Source organism: Polaromonas sp. CG_9.7, assembly GCF_015752205.1.
Classification (GTDB): domain Bacteria; phylum Pseudomonadota; class Gammaproteobacteria; order Burkholderiales; family Burkholderiaceae_C; genus Polaromonas.
Genome location: NZ_JADOVG010000002.1, coordinates 177,288 through 192,116 on the forward strand (window position 1 = coordinate 177,288; position 14,829 = coordinate 192,116).

A 14,829-nucleotide genomic window follows, 5' to 3' on the forward strand; every position below is an offset into this window, starting at 1 on the left:
ACAAGGAAAAAAAATGTCCCGATTTCAAGTGAAGAAAGTCGCCGTGCTGGGCGCAGGCGTGATGGGCGCGCAAATCGCCGCCCATCTGGTCAATTGCCGGGTGCCGGTCGTGCTGTTCGACCTGCCGGCCAAGGAAGGCCCGAAAAACGGCATTGTCAGCCGCGCCATTGAGGGGCTGAAAAAGCTCAAGCCTGCGCCGCTGGGAGTCGTTGAAGACGCCAGCCTGATCCAGCAGGCGAACTACGAAGAGCACATGGATGTTCTGAAGGAATGCGACCTGATCATCGAAGCCATTGCCGAGCGCATGGACTGGAAGACCGACCTGTACGAAAGAATAGCGCCCTTCATTGCCGAAGGCGCCATCGTCGCCAGCAACACCTCGGGCCTGTCGATCACCACGCTCAGCGAAGCATTGCCTGAAGCCATCAAGCCGCGATTTTGCGGTATCCATTTTTTCAACCCGCCGCGCTATATGGCGCTGGTCGAGTTGATCAACACACCGACCACGCAACCCGCTGTGCTCGACGACCTGGAAGCCTTCGTGACGACCGCGCTGGGCAAGGGCGTGATCCGCGCGCACGACACGCCCAACTTCATCGCCAACCGCGTCGGCATCGCCGGCATACTGGCCACCATCAAGGAAGCCGAAGCCTTTGGCCTGAGCTATGACGTGGTCGATGACCTGACCGGCAAGAAGCTGGGCCGCGCCAGTTCGGGCACCTTCCGCACCGCCGACGTGGTCGGGCTGGACACGATGGCGCATGTCATCAAGACGCTGCAGGACAACCTGGGCGAAGGAAAAATTGCCGACCCGTTCGCCGCCATGTACGGCACGCCGCCGGTACTGGCCAAACTGCTTGATGCCAAAAGCCTGGGCCAGAAGACCGGCGCCGGCTTTTACAAAAAGGTCGGCCGCGACATCCTGCGGCTGGACCCGGAAAGCATGGAATACGTGCCGGGCGGCGCCAAAGCCGATGAAGTGGTCGGCCGCATGCTGAAAAAGCCGGCCGGCGAGCGCTTGGGGCTGCTGCGCCATGCCGAAGGCGCCGAGCCGCGCTTTCTCTGGGCCATTTTGCGCGACCAGTTTCATTACGCCGCCGTGCACCTCGCCAGCATTGCCGAAACCGCCCGTGACATCGACTTTGCGATGCGCTGGGGTTTCGGCGCGAAGCAGGGGCCGTTCGAGCTGTGGCAGGAAGCCGGCTGGCTGCAGGTGGCCCACTGGATCAAGGAAGACATCGACGCCGGCAAGGCGCTGGGTTCTGCGCCGCTGCCCGACTGGGTGTTCACCGGCCCGGTGGCTGACGCCGGCGGCGTGCACACGCCAGAGGGCTCCTGGAGCGCCTCCAGCCAGGCCTTCATTCCCCGGCGCAAGCTGCCAGTCTATGAGCGGCAGCTTTTCCCCGAAGCCGTGCTGGGTTCCAACGCACCCGCGTTTGAAACTGCCGGCACGACGCTGCACGAAGACGATGCGATTCGCCTGTGGACGCTCGACGCCGACCAGGGCGATGTGCTGATCGCCAGCATCAAGACCAAGATGCACGCCATCAGCCCCGACGTGGCCGAAGGCCTGGCGCTGGGCGTGGACCTGGCTGAAAAAAGCTACAAGGGCCTGGTGATCTGGTCCAACCATGCGATGTTCTCGGCTGGCGCCGACCTGCAGTCGATGCTGCCGGCCTTCATGATGGGCGGCGCGGCGATGATCGACGGCGTCGAGGCCGAACTGCAAAACGTGATGCTCAGGCTGCGCTATGCGGCCGTGCCAGTGGTGTCGGCAATTCGCGGCCTCGCTCTGGGTGGCGGCTGCGAAATGGCGGTGTATTCGGCCAAACGGGTCGCCGCGATGGAAAGCTATATCGGCCTGGTCGAAGTCGGTGTCGGCCTGGTGCCCGGCGCGGGTGGACTGGCTTATATTGCGCGCCGCGCCGCTGAAAACGCGGCCAGGTCGAGCAACAAGGACGTGCTGCCTTTCCTGACGGAAGGGTTCACCGCCGCGGCCATGGCCAGCGTCGGCACTGGCGCCATCGACAGCCGCAGGCTGGGCTATTTGCTCGACAGCGATGTCATCGTGCCGAACAAGGACGAGCTGCTGTTTGTCGCATTGAACGAAGCGCGCGCGCTCTACACCTCGGGCTACCGCCCGCCGCACAAACGCCTGTTCCCGGTGGCGGGCCGCAACGGCGTGGCGACCATCAAGGGCCAGCTCGTCAACATGCGTGACGGCAGCTTCATCAGCGCGCACGACTTTCACATTGCCAGCCTGATCGCCGGCGTGGTCTGCGGCGGCGATGTCGATGCCGGCACGCTGGTCAGCGAGGAATATTTGATGACGCTGGAGCGCCAGGCGTTTTGCGCGCTGCTGGAACATCCGAAAACGCAGGAACGCATCATGGGCATGATGAGCACCGGCAAGCCCGTGCGCAACTGATGGCTGAACTGCGCACTGTGAAGCATCCGCCAAACCGGCTGGAGCGCCAGCTGGAACGGCTTGTCGATGTGCCGTCTTTTGCCCGCATCTGGTATCAAGGCGTGGTGCTGCGCCGCGCCGTGCCTTTTGCCGGGACAGCCGGCATCGACTTTTTGCATATGAGCCGGGAACGCGTTGAAGTCGGACTGAAGAATGAGAAGAAGGTGCAGAACCATATTGGCGGCATCCATGCGTCGGCCATGAACCTGCTGGCCGAAACCGCCACCGGCATGGTGGTCGGCATGAATGTGCGCGACGACTGCATTCCGCTGGCCAAAGAGCTGAAGATGGCGTTCAAAAAGCGCGCCAGCGGAGCGATGCGTGCGATTGCCATCCTCACGGCCGAGCAGCAGGCGCTGATGCAGGCCAGCGACAAGGGCGAAGTCAATGTGCGGGTGACGGTGACCGATGAAGCGGGCGTCGAGCCTGTCGAATGTGAATTTGTGTGGGCCTGGATTCCGTCTGGTCCCCGAAAAAGCTAAAGAACCAAAGGAATTTCAATCATGGCCAAACAAGTCCAGGACGCCTACATCGTTGCCGCCACACGCACGCCCATTGGCCGTTCGCACCGGGGTTTTTTCCGCAATACCCGGCCTGACGACCTGCTCGTCAATGTCCTCAAGGCTGCGCTGGCCCAGGTGCCGACGCTGGACCCGAAAGCGATTGAAGACATCATCTGCGGCTGTGCGATACCCGAAGGCCCGCAGGGTCTGAACATCGCGCGTATCGGTGCGGTGCTGGCCGGCCTGCCGACCAGCGTGGGCGGCATCACCGTGAACCGCTTTTGCGCTTCGGGCCTGTCGGCTATCCAGATGGCGGCCGACCGCATCCGCGTGGGCGAGGCCGATGTGATGTTTGCCGCCGGCACCGAAAGCATGAGCATGGTGCCGATGTCGGGCAATTCTCCGTCGCTGTCGCCGGCCATGTTTGCCAACGACGAGAACGTCGGCATTGCCTATGGCATGGGGCTGACGGCCGAGAAAGTCGCGCAGCAGTGGAAAGTCTCGCGTGAGAAGCAGGACCAGTTTGCCTACGAGTCGCACATGAAGGCGCTCAAGGCGCAGCAGTCTGGCGAGTTCGCTGACGAAATCACCCCGGTTGAAGTGACGGACCGCACGGCTAACCTGGAAACCGGCGAAGTCATTGCCAAAAGCCGCATCGTCAGCCTGGACGAAGGCGCCCGGCCCGACACCACGCTCGAAGGCCTGGCCAAACTGAAGACGCCGTTTGCCGCACGCGGCTCGGTCACGGCGGGTAACAGCTCGCAAACGTCTGATGGCGCGGGTGCCTTGATCCTGGCCAGCGAAAAAGCCGTCAAGCAGTTCGGCCTCAAGCCGCTGGCCCGCTTTGTCAGCTACGCCGCCAAGGGCGTGCCGCCCGACATCATGGGCATCGGCCCGATTGAAGCCATTCCGGCCGCGCTGCGCTACGCCGGCTTGACGCAAAACGACATCGACTGGTTCGAACTGAACGAAGCGTTTGCCGCGCAGTCGCTGGCGGTCATCAACACGCTGGGGCTGGACCCGGCCAAGGTCAACCCGATGGGTGGCGCGATTGCGCTGGGCCATCCGCTGGGCGCCACCGGGGCGATTCGCGCTGCCACGGTGATTCATGCGCTGCACCGCCACCAGCTGAAATACGGCATGGTCACGATGTGCGTCGGCATGGGGCAGGGCGCTGCCGGTATTTTTGAGCGCGTCTGATCATTTTAAAATTGCACCGTGGCCCTTTTGGGAGGCGGAAAACACATGGCGGACCCGGCCACGGTGGCCGACGTGTTGCAAGCCCCCGGTCTGAAAGCCGGACAGCTGATGGTCCTGGCCGCCGATCAAGAGGCCAAGGACCAGCCGGGTTGTGTGCTTGAAGCCCTGAGCGCCTGAACTTTTCGCATGCTGCCAGAATCGTATTTTTTACAACCCTACAGAAAAACCCATGACCGAACTTTCCAACGACATCCTGGTTCACACCGACAGCGGCGTGATGACCATCACGCTCAACCGCCTGGCACGCAAGAACTCCATCACCGCTGCCATGTACGACATGCTGGCCGACGCGCTGGATTCGGCCAACCATGACGTGGCGGTTTGCGTCGTTGTCTTCCAGGGCCATGAAACGATTTTTTCAGCCGGTAACGACATTGGCGACTTCCTGAACACTCCGCCCGCCACATCGGACGCGCCGGTGTTTCGTTTCCTGCGCGGCCTGAGCAGCTTTCCCAAGCCCATTGTCGCCAGCGTGTGCGGTCCGGCGGTCGGCATCGGCACCACCATGCTGTTCCATTGCGACCTGGTGTATGCCGGCGACAACGCTGCGTTTTCGATGCCGTTCGTCAACCTGGGACTGTGCCCGGAAGCGGCGTCGAGCTTTCTGGCCGCGCAACTGATGGGTTATCCGCGCGCCGCCGAAGCGCTGCTGCTGGGCGAGCCCTTCATGGCCGAGACGGCACTGGACATGGGCCTGATCAACCGCATCGTGCCGCCTGCCGAGGCCAATGCGCTGGCGCAACGGCAAGCGATGAAACTGGCCACCAAGCCGATCACGTCGCTGATGGAAACCAAGCGACTGATGAAAAAGGGCAATGCCGGCATGGTCGCCGAGCGCATGGCCGAAGAGGGCGCGAGTTTTAGCCGCATGCTGCAGGAGCCTGCCGCCCGCGAGGCGTTCACCGCCTTCATGGAAAAGCGCAAGCCGGATTTTTCGGCAATCTGAGTGATTTCACGCCAAATTCTAAGTAAAAACAGCTTTTTGCGCTTATCTGGCGTGTTCTGGCAGCTATTTTATTGATAGCGTCAAAGAATCTGCAATGAATAAAAAAGCCGCTGTCAGAAACCGACAGCGGCTTTTTTTAATGTCCAACAGGTGCGCGATGCACCTGCGCAGGAATGGGAATTACATCAGCGCATCGGTAACGCCGACGACATGGATGGCAATCAGCGTCAGCAGGCCGGCCATGATCAGGTAGTAGATGGTGGGAATGATGGTCATGCGCAGCACGGCGCCTTCACGTCCCAGCAGCCCGACCGTGGCCGAAGCCGCCACCACATTGTGGATGGCGATCATGTTGCCTGCTGCGGCGCCCACGGCCTGCGCGGCCACCAGCATGGCTCCCGAGACGCCGATCAGGTGGGCGGTGTCAAACTGGAACTGCGCCAGCATCAGGTTCGACACCGTGTTCGAGCCGGCAATGAAGGCGCCCAGTGCGCCGATCGCTGGGGCGAAGAACGGATAGACATGGCCCACGCCGCTGGCCACCAGTTCGGCCATGGCCCGTGGCATGGATGGCAGGCCGCCCAGGTTGACGCCCGAGTTGATCAGGATCCGCACCATGGGAATGGTGAAGATCAGCACGAAACCGGCGCCCAGCAGCGTGCGCGACGACTCGCTGACCGCGGCCTGGAGTTCCCGGAACTTCATGCGCTGCAACACGAATGTTGCCAGCACCACCATCACCATGATTCCGCCTGGCAGGTATAAAAATTCAATGCTGCCCGACAAGCCGGTCTCGCCCAGAATATTTTTCCAGCCCAGCGCCAGGTTGTTGAGAAAGAATCCCTTCACATCCGCATTGACGCGCGACAGCACCAGCAGGCCGGCCAGCAGCAGGTAGGGCAGCCAGGCCAGGCCGACAGACATGGGCGCCTTGGCCGTCATGTCGTCCAGCTTGATCTGGATGCTGCCCATCCACTGCTCGGGCCAGTCCTTGGCATCGGCAAAATCCCAGGTCTTTTTGGGCAGCAGAAAACCTGCCTTGGCGGCGGGCACCACGATCAACAGGCCCACCAGTGCGCCAATGATGGAGGGGAACTCGGGGCCGAGAAAGACACCTGCCGCCGCATAGGGAATCACAAAGGAAAGGCCCGCAAACAGCGCAAAAGGCGCTATCGCCAAACCTTCAGTCCAGGATTTGTTGCGGCCAAAGAACCGCGTCAGCATCACGCACATCAGCAGCGGCATCGCAATGCCGATGAGGGCATGCGTGATGGCGACTTCCGACGTGATCAGCCGGTAAAACGTTTCCCAGTCCGAACCCTTGTCCAGCAGCTGCTGGGAAATGCCGGCCTTGTCCAGCCCGCCCGATACACCGACAACGATGGGCGTGCCCACCGCGCCGAATGACACGGGGGTTGACTGCACCATCATGCCCAGCATCACCGCGCCCATGGCGGGAAAGCCCAGTGCCACTAGCAACGGCGCAGCGACGGCAGCCGGCGTGCCAAACCCGGAGGCCCCTTCGATGAAGCAGCCAAACAGCCACGCCACGATGATGACCTGAACCCGGCGGTCCGGGCTGATGTTGGAAAAGCCGCCGCGTATGGCCCTGATGGCACCGGAGTGTTTCAGCGTGTTGAGCAGCAATATGGCGCCAAAGATGATCCAGAGGATGGCGCCCGTCAGTATCAAGCCCTGAAGGCTCGACGCCAGCACGCGGTTGACCGACATGTCCCATGCGGTCAGTGCAATCAGCACCGTGACCAGCAGCACCACCGGCATGGCCCGCTTGGCCGGCCAGTTCAGGCCGACCAGCAGCACGGCCGCCAGCACAAGTGGCGCAAACGCCAGAAGGGAGAGGAGGGTCTGGTTCATGCCGCAAGCCCGACAAAAAGGTAGGACTTGCCAAAAAAGGCGGGTAGCTGCTGTAGTGTCATGAAGTGTCTCCTGAGGGGTAAGGGTTAAGGGGGTCGATTTTCTCGATCTTGGAGGATTGGACAAGCGGCTTGGCTGCCAGGGCACTTCAATACGTGTCCAGACTATAGAAACAAAGCGTCACACTTAGTTTGAGTGTTGTTGGCAAGTCGATTCAAGAAACTTTGTAGGTCTTTGTGTCGGAATTTTTGGAAAGGTAAAACACAACCAAGGCAGTGCAAGGTATCGCATAGGCTGGTGGACTGCGCTGTACCGGGGGGGGCTTGATAGTCATCCAAAAAGAGTAACAAAAAATTTCTGCGCTGATGAGCGCTGCAAACTGGTTATCAACAAGTGGTGATCTGAACTGGACAGACAATAGCAATCAAGGTCTGCCGCCGAGCCTTGTCTTGGTGGAATGCTTTTGCTAGGTCCAACAGCCTCGGTTCATTGAATGATTTCAAGAAACCTTATGAAAAATTTGACTGTCTGGAGACTCACTTGATCACCATCACCATCAACAACCACATCAACGTCAGCAACGCTGGCAGCTTCGTGCTGTTCGGCGGCATCAACGTCCTTGAGTCGCGTGACCTGGCGCTGCGCTCGTGCGCGGAATATGTACGCGTCACCCAAAAGCTGGGCATTCCCTATGTTTTCAAGGCCAGTTTTGACAAGGCCAATCGTTCGTCCATCCATTCCTACCGTGGCCCGGGACTGGAAGAAGGCTTGCGGATTTTTGAAGCGGTGAAGGCGGAATTCGGCGTTCCGCTGATCACCGATGTACACGAGACCTGGCAGGCTGCGCCTGTCGCCGAGGTGGTCGATGTGCTGCAGCTGCCCGCCTTTCTGGCGCGGCAAACCGATCTGGTGGTGGCGCTGGCCAGGACCGGACGGGTCATCAACATCAAGAAGCCGCAGTTCCTCAGCCCCGCGCAGGTGGGCAATATCGTCGAAAAGTTCAGGGAAGCCGGCAACGAGCAGCTGATTTTGTGCGACCGCGGCACCTGTTTCGGTTACGACAACCTGGTGGTGGACATGCTGGGTTTCGGCGTGATGAAAAAGGCTTGCAACGACCTGCCGATCATTTTTGATGTCACACACGCGCTCCAGCAGCGCGACCCCGGAGGCGCGGCGTCTGGCGGTCGTCGCCAGCAGGTGGCCGAACTGGCGCGCGCTGGCCTGGCGGTGGGGCTGGCAGGCCTGTTTCTGGAGGCGCATCCTGATCCTGATAACGCCCGATGCGACGGGCCGAGCGCCTTGCCGCTGGACCAATTGGAGCCTTTCCTGGCGCAGATGAAGGCGCTCGATGACCTGGTGAAGTCATTCGCGCCCTTACCGATCAAATAAGCGCACTGACCGGGAACGGATGTTCTGCGCCGCGCGACGCTCAAAGCTGAAACGCCAGCCAGCGAATCAAGCCTTCTGAAAACTCGACCATCGCACTGGGGACTTTTGCCCGGTACAGCCGGGCCATGGCGCGCTGCTGCTCGATCCAGCAGGCAAAGCGATGCACATCGGCGGGTCTGAAAAAAGCAATCATCAACTCATAATTCAGAAACAGGCTGCGCTCATCGAGGTTGGCTGATCCGGCCAGCGCCAGTTCGGTGTCGATGACGATGGCCTTGGCATGGACCATTCCATCGACCAGCCAGACGCTGGCGCCTGCGGCCGCCATTTCGCGCAGGGCGGCCGGCCGCGCCATGTCGGCCAGCATGTGGTTGGAACGGCGCGGCATGATCAGGTCAACGGCCACACCGCGCCGGGCGGCCAGCGTCAGCGCCATCAGCAACGTGGAATCAGGCACAAAGTAAGGCGTGATCAGCAGGATGCGGCTGCGCGCCGTGAAGCAGCTGGCGATCAGCAACGAATACAGCGTGTCCTCTGCCTGGTCAGGACCGCTGGCAATCAGCTGTGCACCCGCCACGTCGAAGGTCGGCCCGGCCAGCGCGAGTGAGGGTGAGGGCCGAACCTTCTTCACTGCCTGCGTGGCAAAGTCCCAGTCCTGGTCAAAGCGCTGCTGCGCCTGGCGCGCCAGGTCGCCGCGAAAGTCAAAGCTGAGGTCGATCCAGGGCGCTCTTGGCGGCTGGCCGGCCGCGTCGCCAACAAAATATTCCGCTGCCAGGTTGCGCCCGCCGGACCACATGCGATGGCCATCTGCCACCACCATCTTGCGGTGATTGCGCAGGTTGGTGCGGCCGGGCAGCGGCGAGCGAAATGGCGAAACGAACAGCGCCACCTGCACGCCGGCTGCCGACAGCGGCTTCAAGTCGGGCCGTCCACCCAGGTACACGCCAATGCCGTCCACCAGCAGCCGCACCCGCACGCCGCGACGCGCCTGCTGCATCAGCAGGTCGCTGACTTCACGCCCCAGGGCGTCGCGACCGATCAAAAACGTGCAGATGTCCAGCGTTTGCCTGGCCTCCAGCAGCACGCTGCGAAGTGCAGCCAGCGCTTCCTTTCCATTTTGGTGAATGGCCAGCTGCTCGTAGGCCGCAGCGGGCGGCAGGCCCATGGCAGCGGCCAGCTGCTGGAAGCGATACGCCGGCGCATTCAGTGCCGGCATATTGACCGGCAGGGCGGGCGTGTCGCGCAACAGCGGCCCGCGCGTCACCTTGCGGCTGCCGAACAACAGGTACAGCGGCAGCGCCAAATAAGGCATCAAGGCGAGCGACACCACCCAGGCGATGGCAGCTGACGGATGCCTGCGCTGGCGCCGGGTATGCGAGGCGATGACATACACCACCAGGCCCGCCAGCGTCACCAGGCCATGCACCGTCAACCCCCAATGGCTCAGGAATTCATGCAGGCGAGGCATCATGAAGCCAGCGGCTGGCAGTGCATTCGGCTGGCAACGGTTGGCATGGGTCGAAACGGGCGGGTAGGCATCGAACCACTATATCGTCAACAAGGGGTGGCCATGGTCATCAAGCCATGCCGAAAAGTGCGAGGGTTTTTACTGTTTACAACTACGAATAAAAAGTGGGCTTGCATTAAATGACATGTAATGGTGTAATTGCTGCACTGCAACATTTTTTAATCTCAACCCAAGGAGCTACCATGAACTTCAACAACGACCAGCTGATCGCCACCCAAAAATCCAACGTCGAAGCCTTTGCCGGACTGTCTGAAAAAACATTCGCCAGCTTCGAAAAGCTGATCGAGTTGAACATGGCCGCTTCGAAAGCCATGATCGGCGAGTCCATCAGCCACCTGCAAGCCCTGACCGAAGTCAAGGACGTCCAGGGTCTGATGTCCCTGCAATCGGACATGGCCAAGCCAATGGCTGAAAAAGCAGCTTCCTACAGCCGCCACCTGTACGACATCGTGTCCGGCAGCAGCGCCGATTTCACCAAGGTGTTCGAAGCGGCCAGCGCTGAATCGCAAAAGACCGTCACCGAACTGCTGGAAACCTCGCTGAAGAATGCACCAGCCGGTTCCGAAGCCGCCGTTGAAGTCATCAAGTCCGCCATGACGGCCGGCAACAATGCTGTTGAAACCGCCCAGAAAAGCGCCAAGCAGGCTGCGCAAATGGTCGAGTCCAACATGGCCTCGCTGTCCACCGCTGGTCAAAAAGCCGAGTAAGCACTGACAAAAAAACCGGGGCTTTCAACGCCCCGGCATCAAACTGCGGCACCTTCGGGTGCCGTTTTTTTTGGCACGATGGCAGTTTTTAAGGTCCGGTGCGCTGCAAAGCCCTTACGGTCCGGCAAGTGCTCGCGGACAATGCACGCCATGACCCAACATTTGACCGCTGCCGCGCCCCTGCCCGAGTTTGAAGAGGAGTTCATCACCGGACTCAAAGCCATCTTCGAAGAAAAAATTGTTTTCAACCAGATGCTCGGACTGAAGATCACCTCGCTCAAGGCCGACCGCGTCACCGCCCGCATCGACATGCGGCACGAACTCATCGGCCATCCGGCCTACAACCGTATTCATGGCGGCGTCATCAGCGCCGGACTGGACGCCATGGGCGGGCTGGCGGTGATGGTGGCCATGGGCGCCCGGCACATGAACGACACGCCGGAGCAGCGGCTGCAGCGCTTTCACAAGCTCGGCACGATTGATTTGCGCGTCGATTACCTGCGCCCCGGCATTGGTGTGCATTTCGAGTTGCGCGCCGAAGTGATGCGCCTGGGCTCGCGCGTGGCCAGCACGCGCATGGAATTTTTAGGCGCAGACGGCACGCTGCTCTCGACCGGGGCAGCCGCCTACATCGTTTCCTGAGGGCTCAGGGCGACGCCGCAAGCGCGGATGCAAAAACCAGGTGCTGGGCGACGGCTTGCACCCGCGCCCGGTGAATCCACTCGCCAATCTTCGGGCCACTCTGGCCAGCCGCCATGGCCTGGTCGGCGACCTGGTCGGTTGCCACGCTCTGGGCTGCCGCCAGCGCTGCCAGCAGCCGGGGGCGCTGCGGATAGCTTGATTCCTGCAACCCCAGGCGGCCGCGCGCATCGCATTCGCAAGCCAGCAAGATGTCGGCAAAGCGCTGCGGCTTGCGAAATGCGTCGCAACGCTCCAGCAAACGCACCATGGCGGCGGGGCTGAAGTCTGCGCTGCGGTGGATGTTGCCATGCTCGCGCGCCACCACGTCGGCAATTTCGCGGCACTCCACGGGTACGCGCAGGCGCTGGCACACGCCCTTGAGCAATTTGGCGCTGCGCTCCTCGTGGCCGATGTGGCGCGGCAACACGTCGGCTGGCGTTAATCCCTTGCCCAGGTCGTGGCACAGGCAGGCAAAGCGCACCGGCAGCGGCGCGTCGAGCTGCGCGGCCATGTCCAGCACCATCATCAGGTGAACGCCGGTGTCGATTTCCGGGTGGTATTCGGCGCGCTGCGGCACGCCCCAGAGCCGGTCCACTTCGGGCAGCAGGTGGCGCAGCGCGCCGCACTCGCGCAGCACCTCGAGCATGCGCGAGGGCGTGCGCTCCATCAGCCCGCGCGCCAGTTCCTGCCAGACGCGCTCGGGTACCAGCGCATCGACTTCGCCATCGTCCACCATGTCACACATCATCGCCAGCGTTTCGGACGCGATGGAAAAGTCGGCAAAGCGTGCCGCAAACCGCGCCAGCCGCAAGATGCGCACCGGGTCTTCGCGAAACGCGTCGGTGACATGGCGCAATACTTTGGCCTGCAAGTCGCGCTGGCCGCCGTAGGGATCGACCAGCGCATCAAAATCAGGCTCAAAAGTGCCATTGGCGCTTTGTGAGTGGGCGGGAGCCGCTATGGAATTGATAGTCAGGTCGCGTCGTGCCAGATCCTGCTCCAGCGTCACATCGGGCGCGGCATGGACGGTAAAGCCCCGGTAGCCGCGCGCGCTGTTGCGCTCGGTGCGCGCCAATGCATATTCTTCACGCGTCTGTGGATGCAAAAACACCGGAAAGTCTTTGCCAACTGGCAGGAATCCCTGCGCCGTCAGGGCTTGCGGCGTGGCGCCCACCACCACCCAGTCGTGGTCTTGTACGGGCAGGCCCAGCAATTTGTCGCGCACCGCGCCGCCGACCATGTAGATTTTCATTCGGGCAGTTTAGCGTCGGCACAAGGGCGGCCCTGCTCCGGCACGCGGTTGCCCCGCTGTCCCAAGCGCCAATTTCCTACGGCATTTGTCGAAAATCACCAGCATTGGCTGCTCTTTGCTGCGGGGATGCTATCGGTTCCCCGGGCCTCGCCATACCGTGTGGCCGGACTGCTTTTAGGTGGACACCATCGCCATGCTTTTCCCCAACCCTGAAAATCCCCGTCCCATCTTCCTGACGCACTGCCTGCCGCCTTGCCTGCCGGGCGCCACCAGCCAGGAGTCCGCATGGACCTGCTGAACCTGGTGCAATGGCCGGCCATGCTGGTCACCGTGGTGGCGGCCTGGTATGTGGCGTCGAGCCACAAAGGCAAGCGCAACTGGGGCTTCTGGCTGTTTCTGGCCAGCAATGTGTTGTGGATCGTCTGGGGCGTTCACACCGGCGCGCCAGCACTCATCGTGTTGCAGGTCTGCCTGGCGGCAATGAACATTCGCGGGGCCATGAAAGCGCAGGCTTGATGCCCGGCGTGCGCCAGGTCAGCGTTGCAGCCGGTACGGTTCCTCGAATTCGCGAAAGTCGTTTTCTGCCAGCGCGCCGGCTGTCCAGGCCTTGACGCCGGGCATGGCGGACAAGCGTTCGATGTAGGCGGCAATGTCGTCGGGCACCGGCAGGGCGTAGGTTTTAAGCCGCATGCAGACCGGCGCGAAAAAAGCGTCGGCTATGCAGAAGTCGCCAAACAGCATGGGCCCCTCGTGTCCGGCCAGCAGTTCGCGCCACATGGCGACCAGGCGTGCCACGTCGGTGCGCACCGCAGGCTTGTCGCGCCAGATCAACGCGCCGGTGTCTGCCAGGTTGGCTTCGATGTTCATCGGGCAGGCGCTGCGCAGGGCGGCAAAGCCGCTGTGCATTTCGGCGCAGATGCTGCGCGCCCGCGCCCTGGCTTGAACGGCTTGCGGCCAGAGGTTCTTTTCAGGAAAACGCTCGGCCAGGTATTCGGCAATCGCCAGCGTGTCCCACACCTTGAACCCGTCGTCGTCCAGCACCGGCACCTTGCCCACCGGGCTGACGGTGCTGATCTGCTTTCTGAAGTCCGAACCTTCGTCAAACGAATCGAAGCGGACGAAGATTTCCTCAAACGCAATCTCGGCCTGCGTGAGCAGCACCCAGGGCCGCATCGACCAGGACGAGTAGTTTTTGTTGCCGATGTAGAGCTTGAGCATGGATTTCCCGGTGAAGGCAACGGTTCAGAACCGGCCGGAGGTTTTGCGTTTTGCCATCAGGCCGCTGCGCAAACCCCGCGCGCCCAGATAGGTCGGGCCAATTGCCGCCAGCGACGCCGGCGTGATGCCCAGCGCCTGCAGTCCGGGCAGTTTGCCGCTGGCGACGTTGTCGGTCTTCATGGCGTCAAGGTTGTCGCGGCTGAGCACCGGGTCGCCGGGCGCAAGCTCCATGAAAAACGCCTGCACTCGCGCCAGTGCGTTGGGCAGCCCGATCACCGGCCTGCCGTTGCCCTGGCCGATGCCGGCGTAGCGGCCGGCCAGCTGCACCAGCTGGCGCAGCGTGAACACATCGGGGCCGCAGGCTTCATACACCTGGCCGATGGTGTCAGTGTCCTGCAGGCACTGCACCACGGCACTGGCCACGTCGCCGACCCACACCGGCTGGAAGCGCGCGTTGCTGCCGGCCAACGGTATCACCGGAAACACCTGCTGCAGGCTCGCGAAGGTGTTGAGGAACTTGTCGCCCGCACCAAAGATGACGCTGGGGCGCAGCACTGTGACGTCCAGCCCCGAACCGAGCAGGGCGGCTTCGCCGCGCGCTTTGCTGCGCTGGTACATCGATGCCGATTCGGTGGAAGCGCCCAATGCGCTGATGTGTACCAGCCGCCGCACGCCGGCGGTCTTGCAGGCGCGCACCAGGTTCAGCGGCCACTGCACATGCACCTTTTGAAATGCGTCTTCCGAGCCGTGCAGGATGGCAATCAGGTTGACCACCGCATCGTGCCCGGCCACCAGTGCGGCCAGGGCCGCCGCGTCATTGATGTCAATTTCTGCCACGTCCACCAGCGGCAGCAATTGCAGGTGCCGGGCGCTGTCGCGGCGGCGCGTGGCCACGGTCACGCGGCATTGCATCTGGTTGAGTTTTTCGCAAACCTGGGTACCGACAAAGCCGGTTCCGCCGAAGATCAGAAATTTTTTCATAGGGCCTAATTTAGCGTGTTTG

The 14,829-nt window shown here is 62.0% G+C and carries 14 protein-coding genes; 9 read left to right on the top strand and 5 right to left on the bottom strand.

Annotation, left to right across the window (positions count from 1 at the left end; all coding sequences use genetic code 11):
* The first annotated feature begins 13 nt into the window (after nt 1-13).
* The 5 genes from IWX87_RS02850 to IWX87_RS02870 are packed head-to-tail and all read left to right on the top strand — an operon-like array spanning nt 14 to nt 5,176.
* Complete coding sequence (locus tag IWX87_RS02850) at nt 14-2,428, top strand: 3-hydroxyacyl-CoA dehydrogenase/enoyl-CoA hydratase family protein (RefSeq protein WP_196862006.1); 2,415 nt, start codon at nt 14-16, stop codon at nt 2,426-2,428.
* On the top strand, nt 2,428-2,949 hold the full coding sequence (locus tag IWX87_RS02855) for a DUF4442 domain-containing protein (protein WP_196862007.1): 522 nt from the start codon (nt 2,428-2,430) through the stop codon (nt 2,947-2,949). The genes IWX87_RS02850 and IWX87_RS02855 overlap by 1 nt, the downstream gene beginning before the upstream one ends.
* A 21-nt stretch (nt 2,950-2,970) precedes the next feature.
* Nucleotides 2,971-4,170 (top strand): acetyl-CoA C-acyltransferase, encoded by a 1,200-nt coding sequence (locus tag IWX87_RS02860; protein WP_196862008.1) that lies wholly within the window; start codon nt 2,971-2,973, stop codon nt 4,168-4,170.
* An 18-nt stretch (nt 4,171-4,188) separates the two neighbouring features.
* Complete coding sequence (locus IWX87_RS02865) at nt 4,189-4,347, top strand: hypothetical protein (protein WP_196862009.1); 159 nt, start codon at nt 4,189-4,191, stop codon at nt 4,345-4,347.
* Nucleotides 4,348-4,399: 52 nt separating this feature from the next.
* Nucleotides 4,400-5,176 carry an enoyl-CoA hydratase gene (locus tag IWX87_RS02870; protein ID WP_196862010.1) on the top strand — a complete coding sequence of 259 codons (777 nt, stop codon included), beginning with the start codon at nt 4,400-4,402 and terminating at the stop codon, nt 5,174-5,176.
* 180 nt (nt 5,177-5,356) lie between these two features.
* Here the strand turns inward: IWX87_RS02870 and IWX87_RS02875 are convergent, their stop codons facing one another.
* Nucleotides 5,357-7,051 (bottom strand): L-lactate permease, encoded by a 1,695-nt coding sequence (locus tag IWX87_RS02875; RefSeq protein WP_196862011.1) that lies wholly within the window; start codon nt 7,049-7,051, stop codon nt 5,357-5,359.
* Nucleotides 7,052-7,591: 540 nt separating this feature from the next.
* Between IWX87_RS02875 and kdsA the strand changes: the two genes are divergently transcribed.
* Nucleotides 7,592-8,440 carry a 3-deoxy-8-phosphooctulonate synthase gene (kdsA, locus tag IWX87_RS02880; RefSeq protein ID WP_196862012.1) on the top strand — a complete coding sequence of 283 codons (849 nt, stop codon included), beginning with the start codon at nt 7,592-7,594 and terminating at the stop codon, nt 8,438-8,440.
* Between the two features lie 40 nt (nt 8,441-8,480).
* Here the strand turns inward: kdsA and IWX87_RS02885 are convergent, their stop codons facing one another.
* Complete coding sequence (locus tag IWX87_RS02885; RefSeq protein ID WP_231374554.1) at nt 8,481-9,911, bottom strand: phosphatidylserine/phosphatidylglycerophosphate/cardiolipin synthase family protein; 1,431 nt, start codon at nt 9,909-9,911, stop codon at nt 8,481-8,483.
* 239 nt (nt 9,912-10,150) lie between these two features.
* Here IWX87_RS02885 and IWX87_RS02890 point away from each other — a divergent pair, with 239 nt between their 5' ends.
* The gene (locus IWX87_RS02890) at nt 10,151-10,675 is read left to right on the top strand and encodes a phasin family protein (protein ID WP_196862013.1); all 525 of its coding nucleotides are present in this window, start codon (nt 10,151-10,153) and stop codon (nt 10,673-10,675) included.
* Nucleotides 10,676-10,825: 150 nt separating this feature from the next.
* Nucleotides 10,826-11,317 (top strand): thioesterase family protein, encoded by a 492-nt coding sequence (locus tag IWX87_RS02895; RefSeq protein WP_196862014.1) that lies wholly within the window; start codon nt 10,826-10,828, stop codon nt 11,315-11,317.
* 4 nt (nt 11,318-11,321) lie between these two features.
* Here the strand turns inward: IWX87_RS02895 and IWX87_RS02900 are convergent, their stop codons facing one another.
* Nucleotides 11,322-12,608, bottom strand: coding sequence for a multifunctional CCA addition/repair protein (locus IWX87_RS02900; protein ID WP_196862015.1), 1,287 nt, complete (start codon nt 12,606-12,608; stop codon nt 11,322-11,324).
* Between the two features lie 285 nt (nt 12,609-12,893).
* Between IWX87_RS02900 and IWX87_RS02905 the strand changes: the two genes are divergently transcribed.
* Complete coding sequence (locus IWX87_RS02905; protein ID WP_196862016.1) at nt 12,894-13,124, top strand: hypothetical protein; 231 nt, start codon at nt 12,894-12,896, stop codon at nt 13,122-13,124.
* An 18-nt stretch (nt 13,125-13,142) separates the two neighbouring features.
* Here IWX87_RS02905 and IWX87_RS02910 read toward each other — a convergent pair whose 3' ends face one another.
* Both IWX87_RS02910 and IWX87_RS02915 read right to left on the bottom strand, forming a co-directional pair.
* Entirely contained in the window at nt 13,143-13,826 is a 684-nt protein-coding gene (locus IWX87_RS02910) for a glutathione S-transferase family protein (protein ID WP_196862017.1), read from the bottom strand.
* 24 nt (nt 13,827-13,850) lie between these two features.
* On the bottom strand, nt 13,851-14,807 hold the full coding sequence (locus tag IWX87_RS02915) for a complex I NDUFA9 subunit family protein (RefSeq protein ID WP_196862018.1): 957 nt from the start codon (nt 14,805-14,807) through the stop codon (nt 13,851-13,853).
* Nucleotides 14,808-14,829: the final 22 nt, after the last annotated feature.

Coding starts and splice junctions, on each gene's coding strand:
- IWX87_RS02910 (WP_196862017.1), bottom strand. CDS start 13,826: ATGCTCAAGCTCTACATCGGCAACAAAAACTACTCGTCCTGGTCGATG.
- IWX87_RS02885 (WP_231374554.1), bottom strand. CDS start 9,911: ATGATGCCTCGCCTGCATGAATTCCTGAGCCATTGGGGGTTGACGGTG.
- IWX87_RS02895 (WP_196862014.1), top strand. CDS start 10,826: ATGACCCAACATTTGACCGCTGCCGCGCCCCTGCCCGAGTTTGAAGAG.
- IWX87_RS02870 (WP_196862010.1), top strand. CDS start 4,400: ATGACCGAACTTTCCAACGACATCCTGGTTCACACCGACAGCGGCGTG.
- IWX87_RS02860 (WP_196862008.1), top strand. CDS start 2,971: ATGGCCAAACAAGTCCAGGACGCCTACATCGTTGCCGCCACACGCACG.
- IWX87_RS02855 (WP_196862007.1), top strand. CDS start 2,428: ATGGCTGAACTGCGCACTGTGAAGCATCCGCCAAACCGGCTGGAGCGC.
- IWX87_RS02915 (WP_196862018.1), bottom strand. CDS start 14,807: ATGAAAAAATTTCTGATCTTCGGCGGAACCGGCTTTGTCGGTACCCAG.
- IWX87_RS02900 (WP_196862015.1), bottom strand. CDS start 12,608: ATGAAAATCTACATGGTCGGCGGCGCGGTGCGCGACAAATTGCTGGGC.
- IWX87_RS02905 (WP_196862016.1), top strand. CDS start 12,894: ATGGACCTGCTGAACCTGGTGCAATGGCCGGCCATGCTGGTCACCGTG.
- IWX87_RS02890 (WP_196862013.1), top strand. CDS start 10,151: ATGAACTTCAACAACGACCAGCTGATCGCCACCCAAAAATCCAACGTC.
- IWX87_RS02850 (WP_196862006.1), top strand. CDS start 14: ATGTCCCGATTTCAAGTGAAGAAAGTCGCCGTGCTGGGCGCAGGCGTG.
- IWX87_RS02875 (WP_196862011.1), bottom strand. CDS start 7,051: ATGAACCAGACCCTCCTCTCCCTTCTGGCGTTTGCGCCACTTGTGCTG.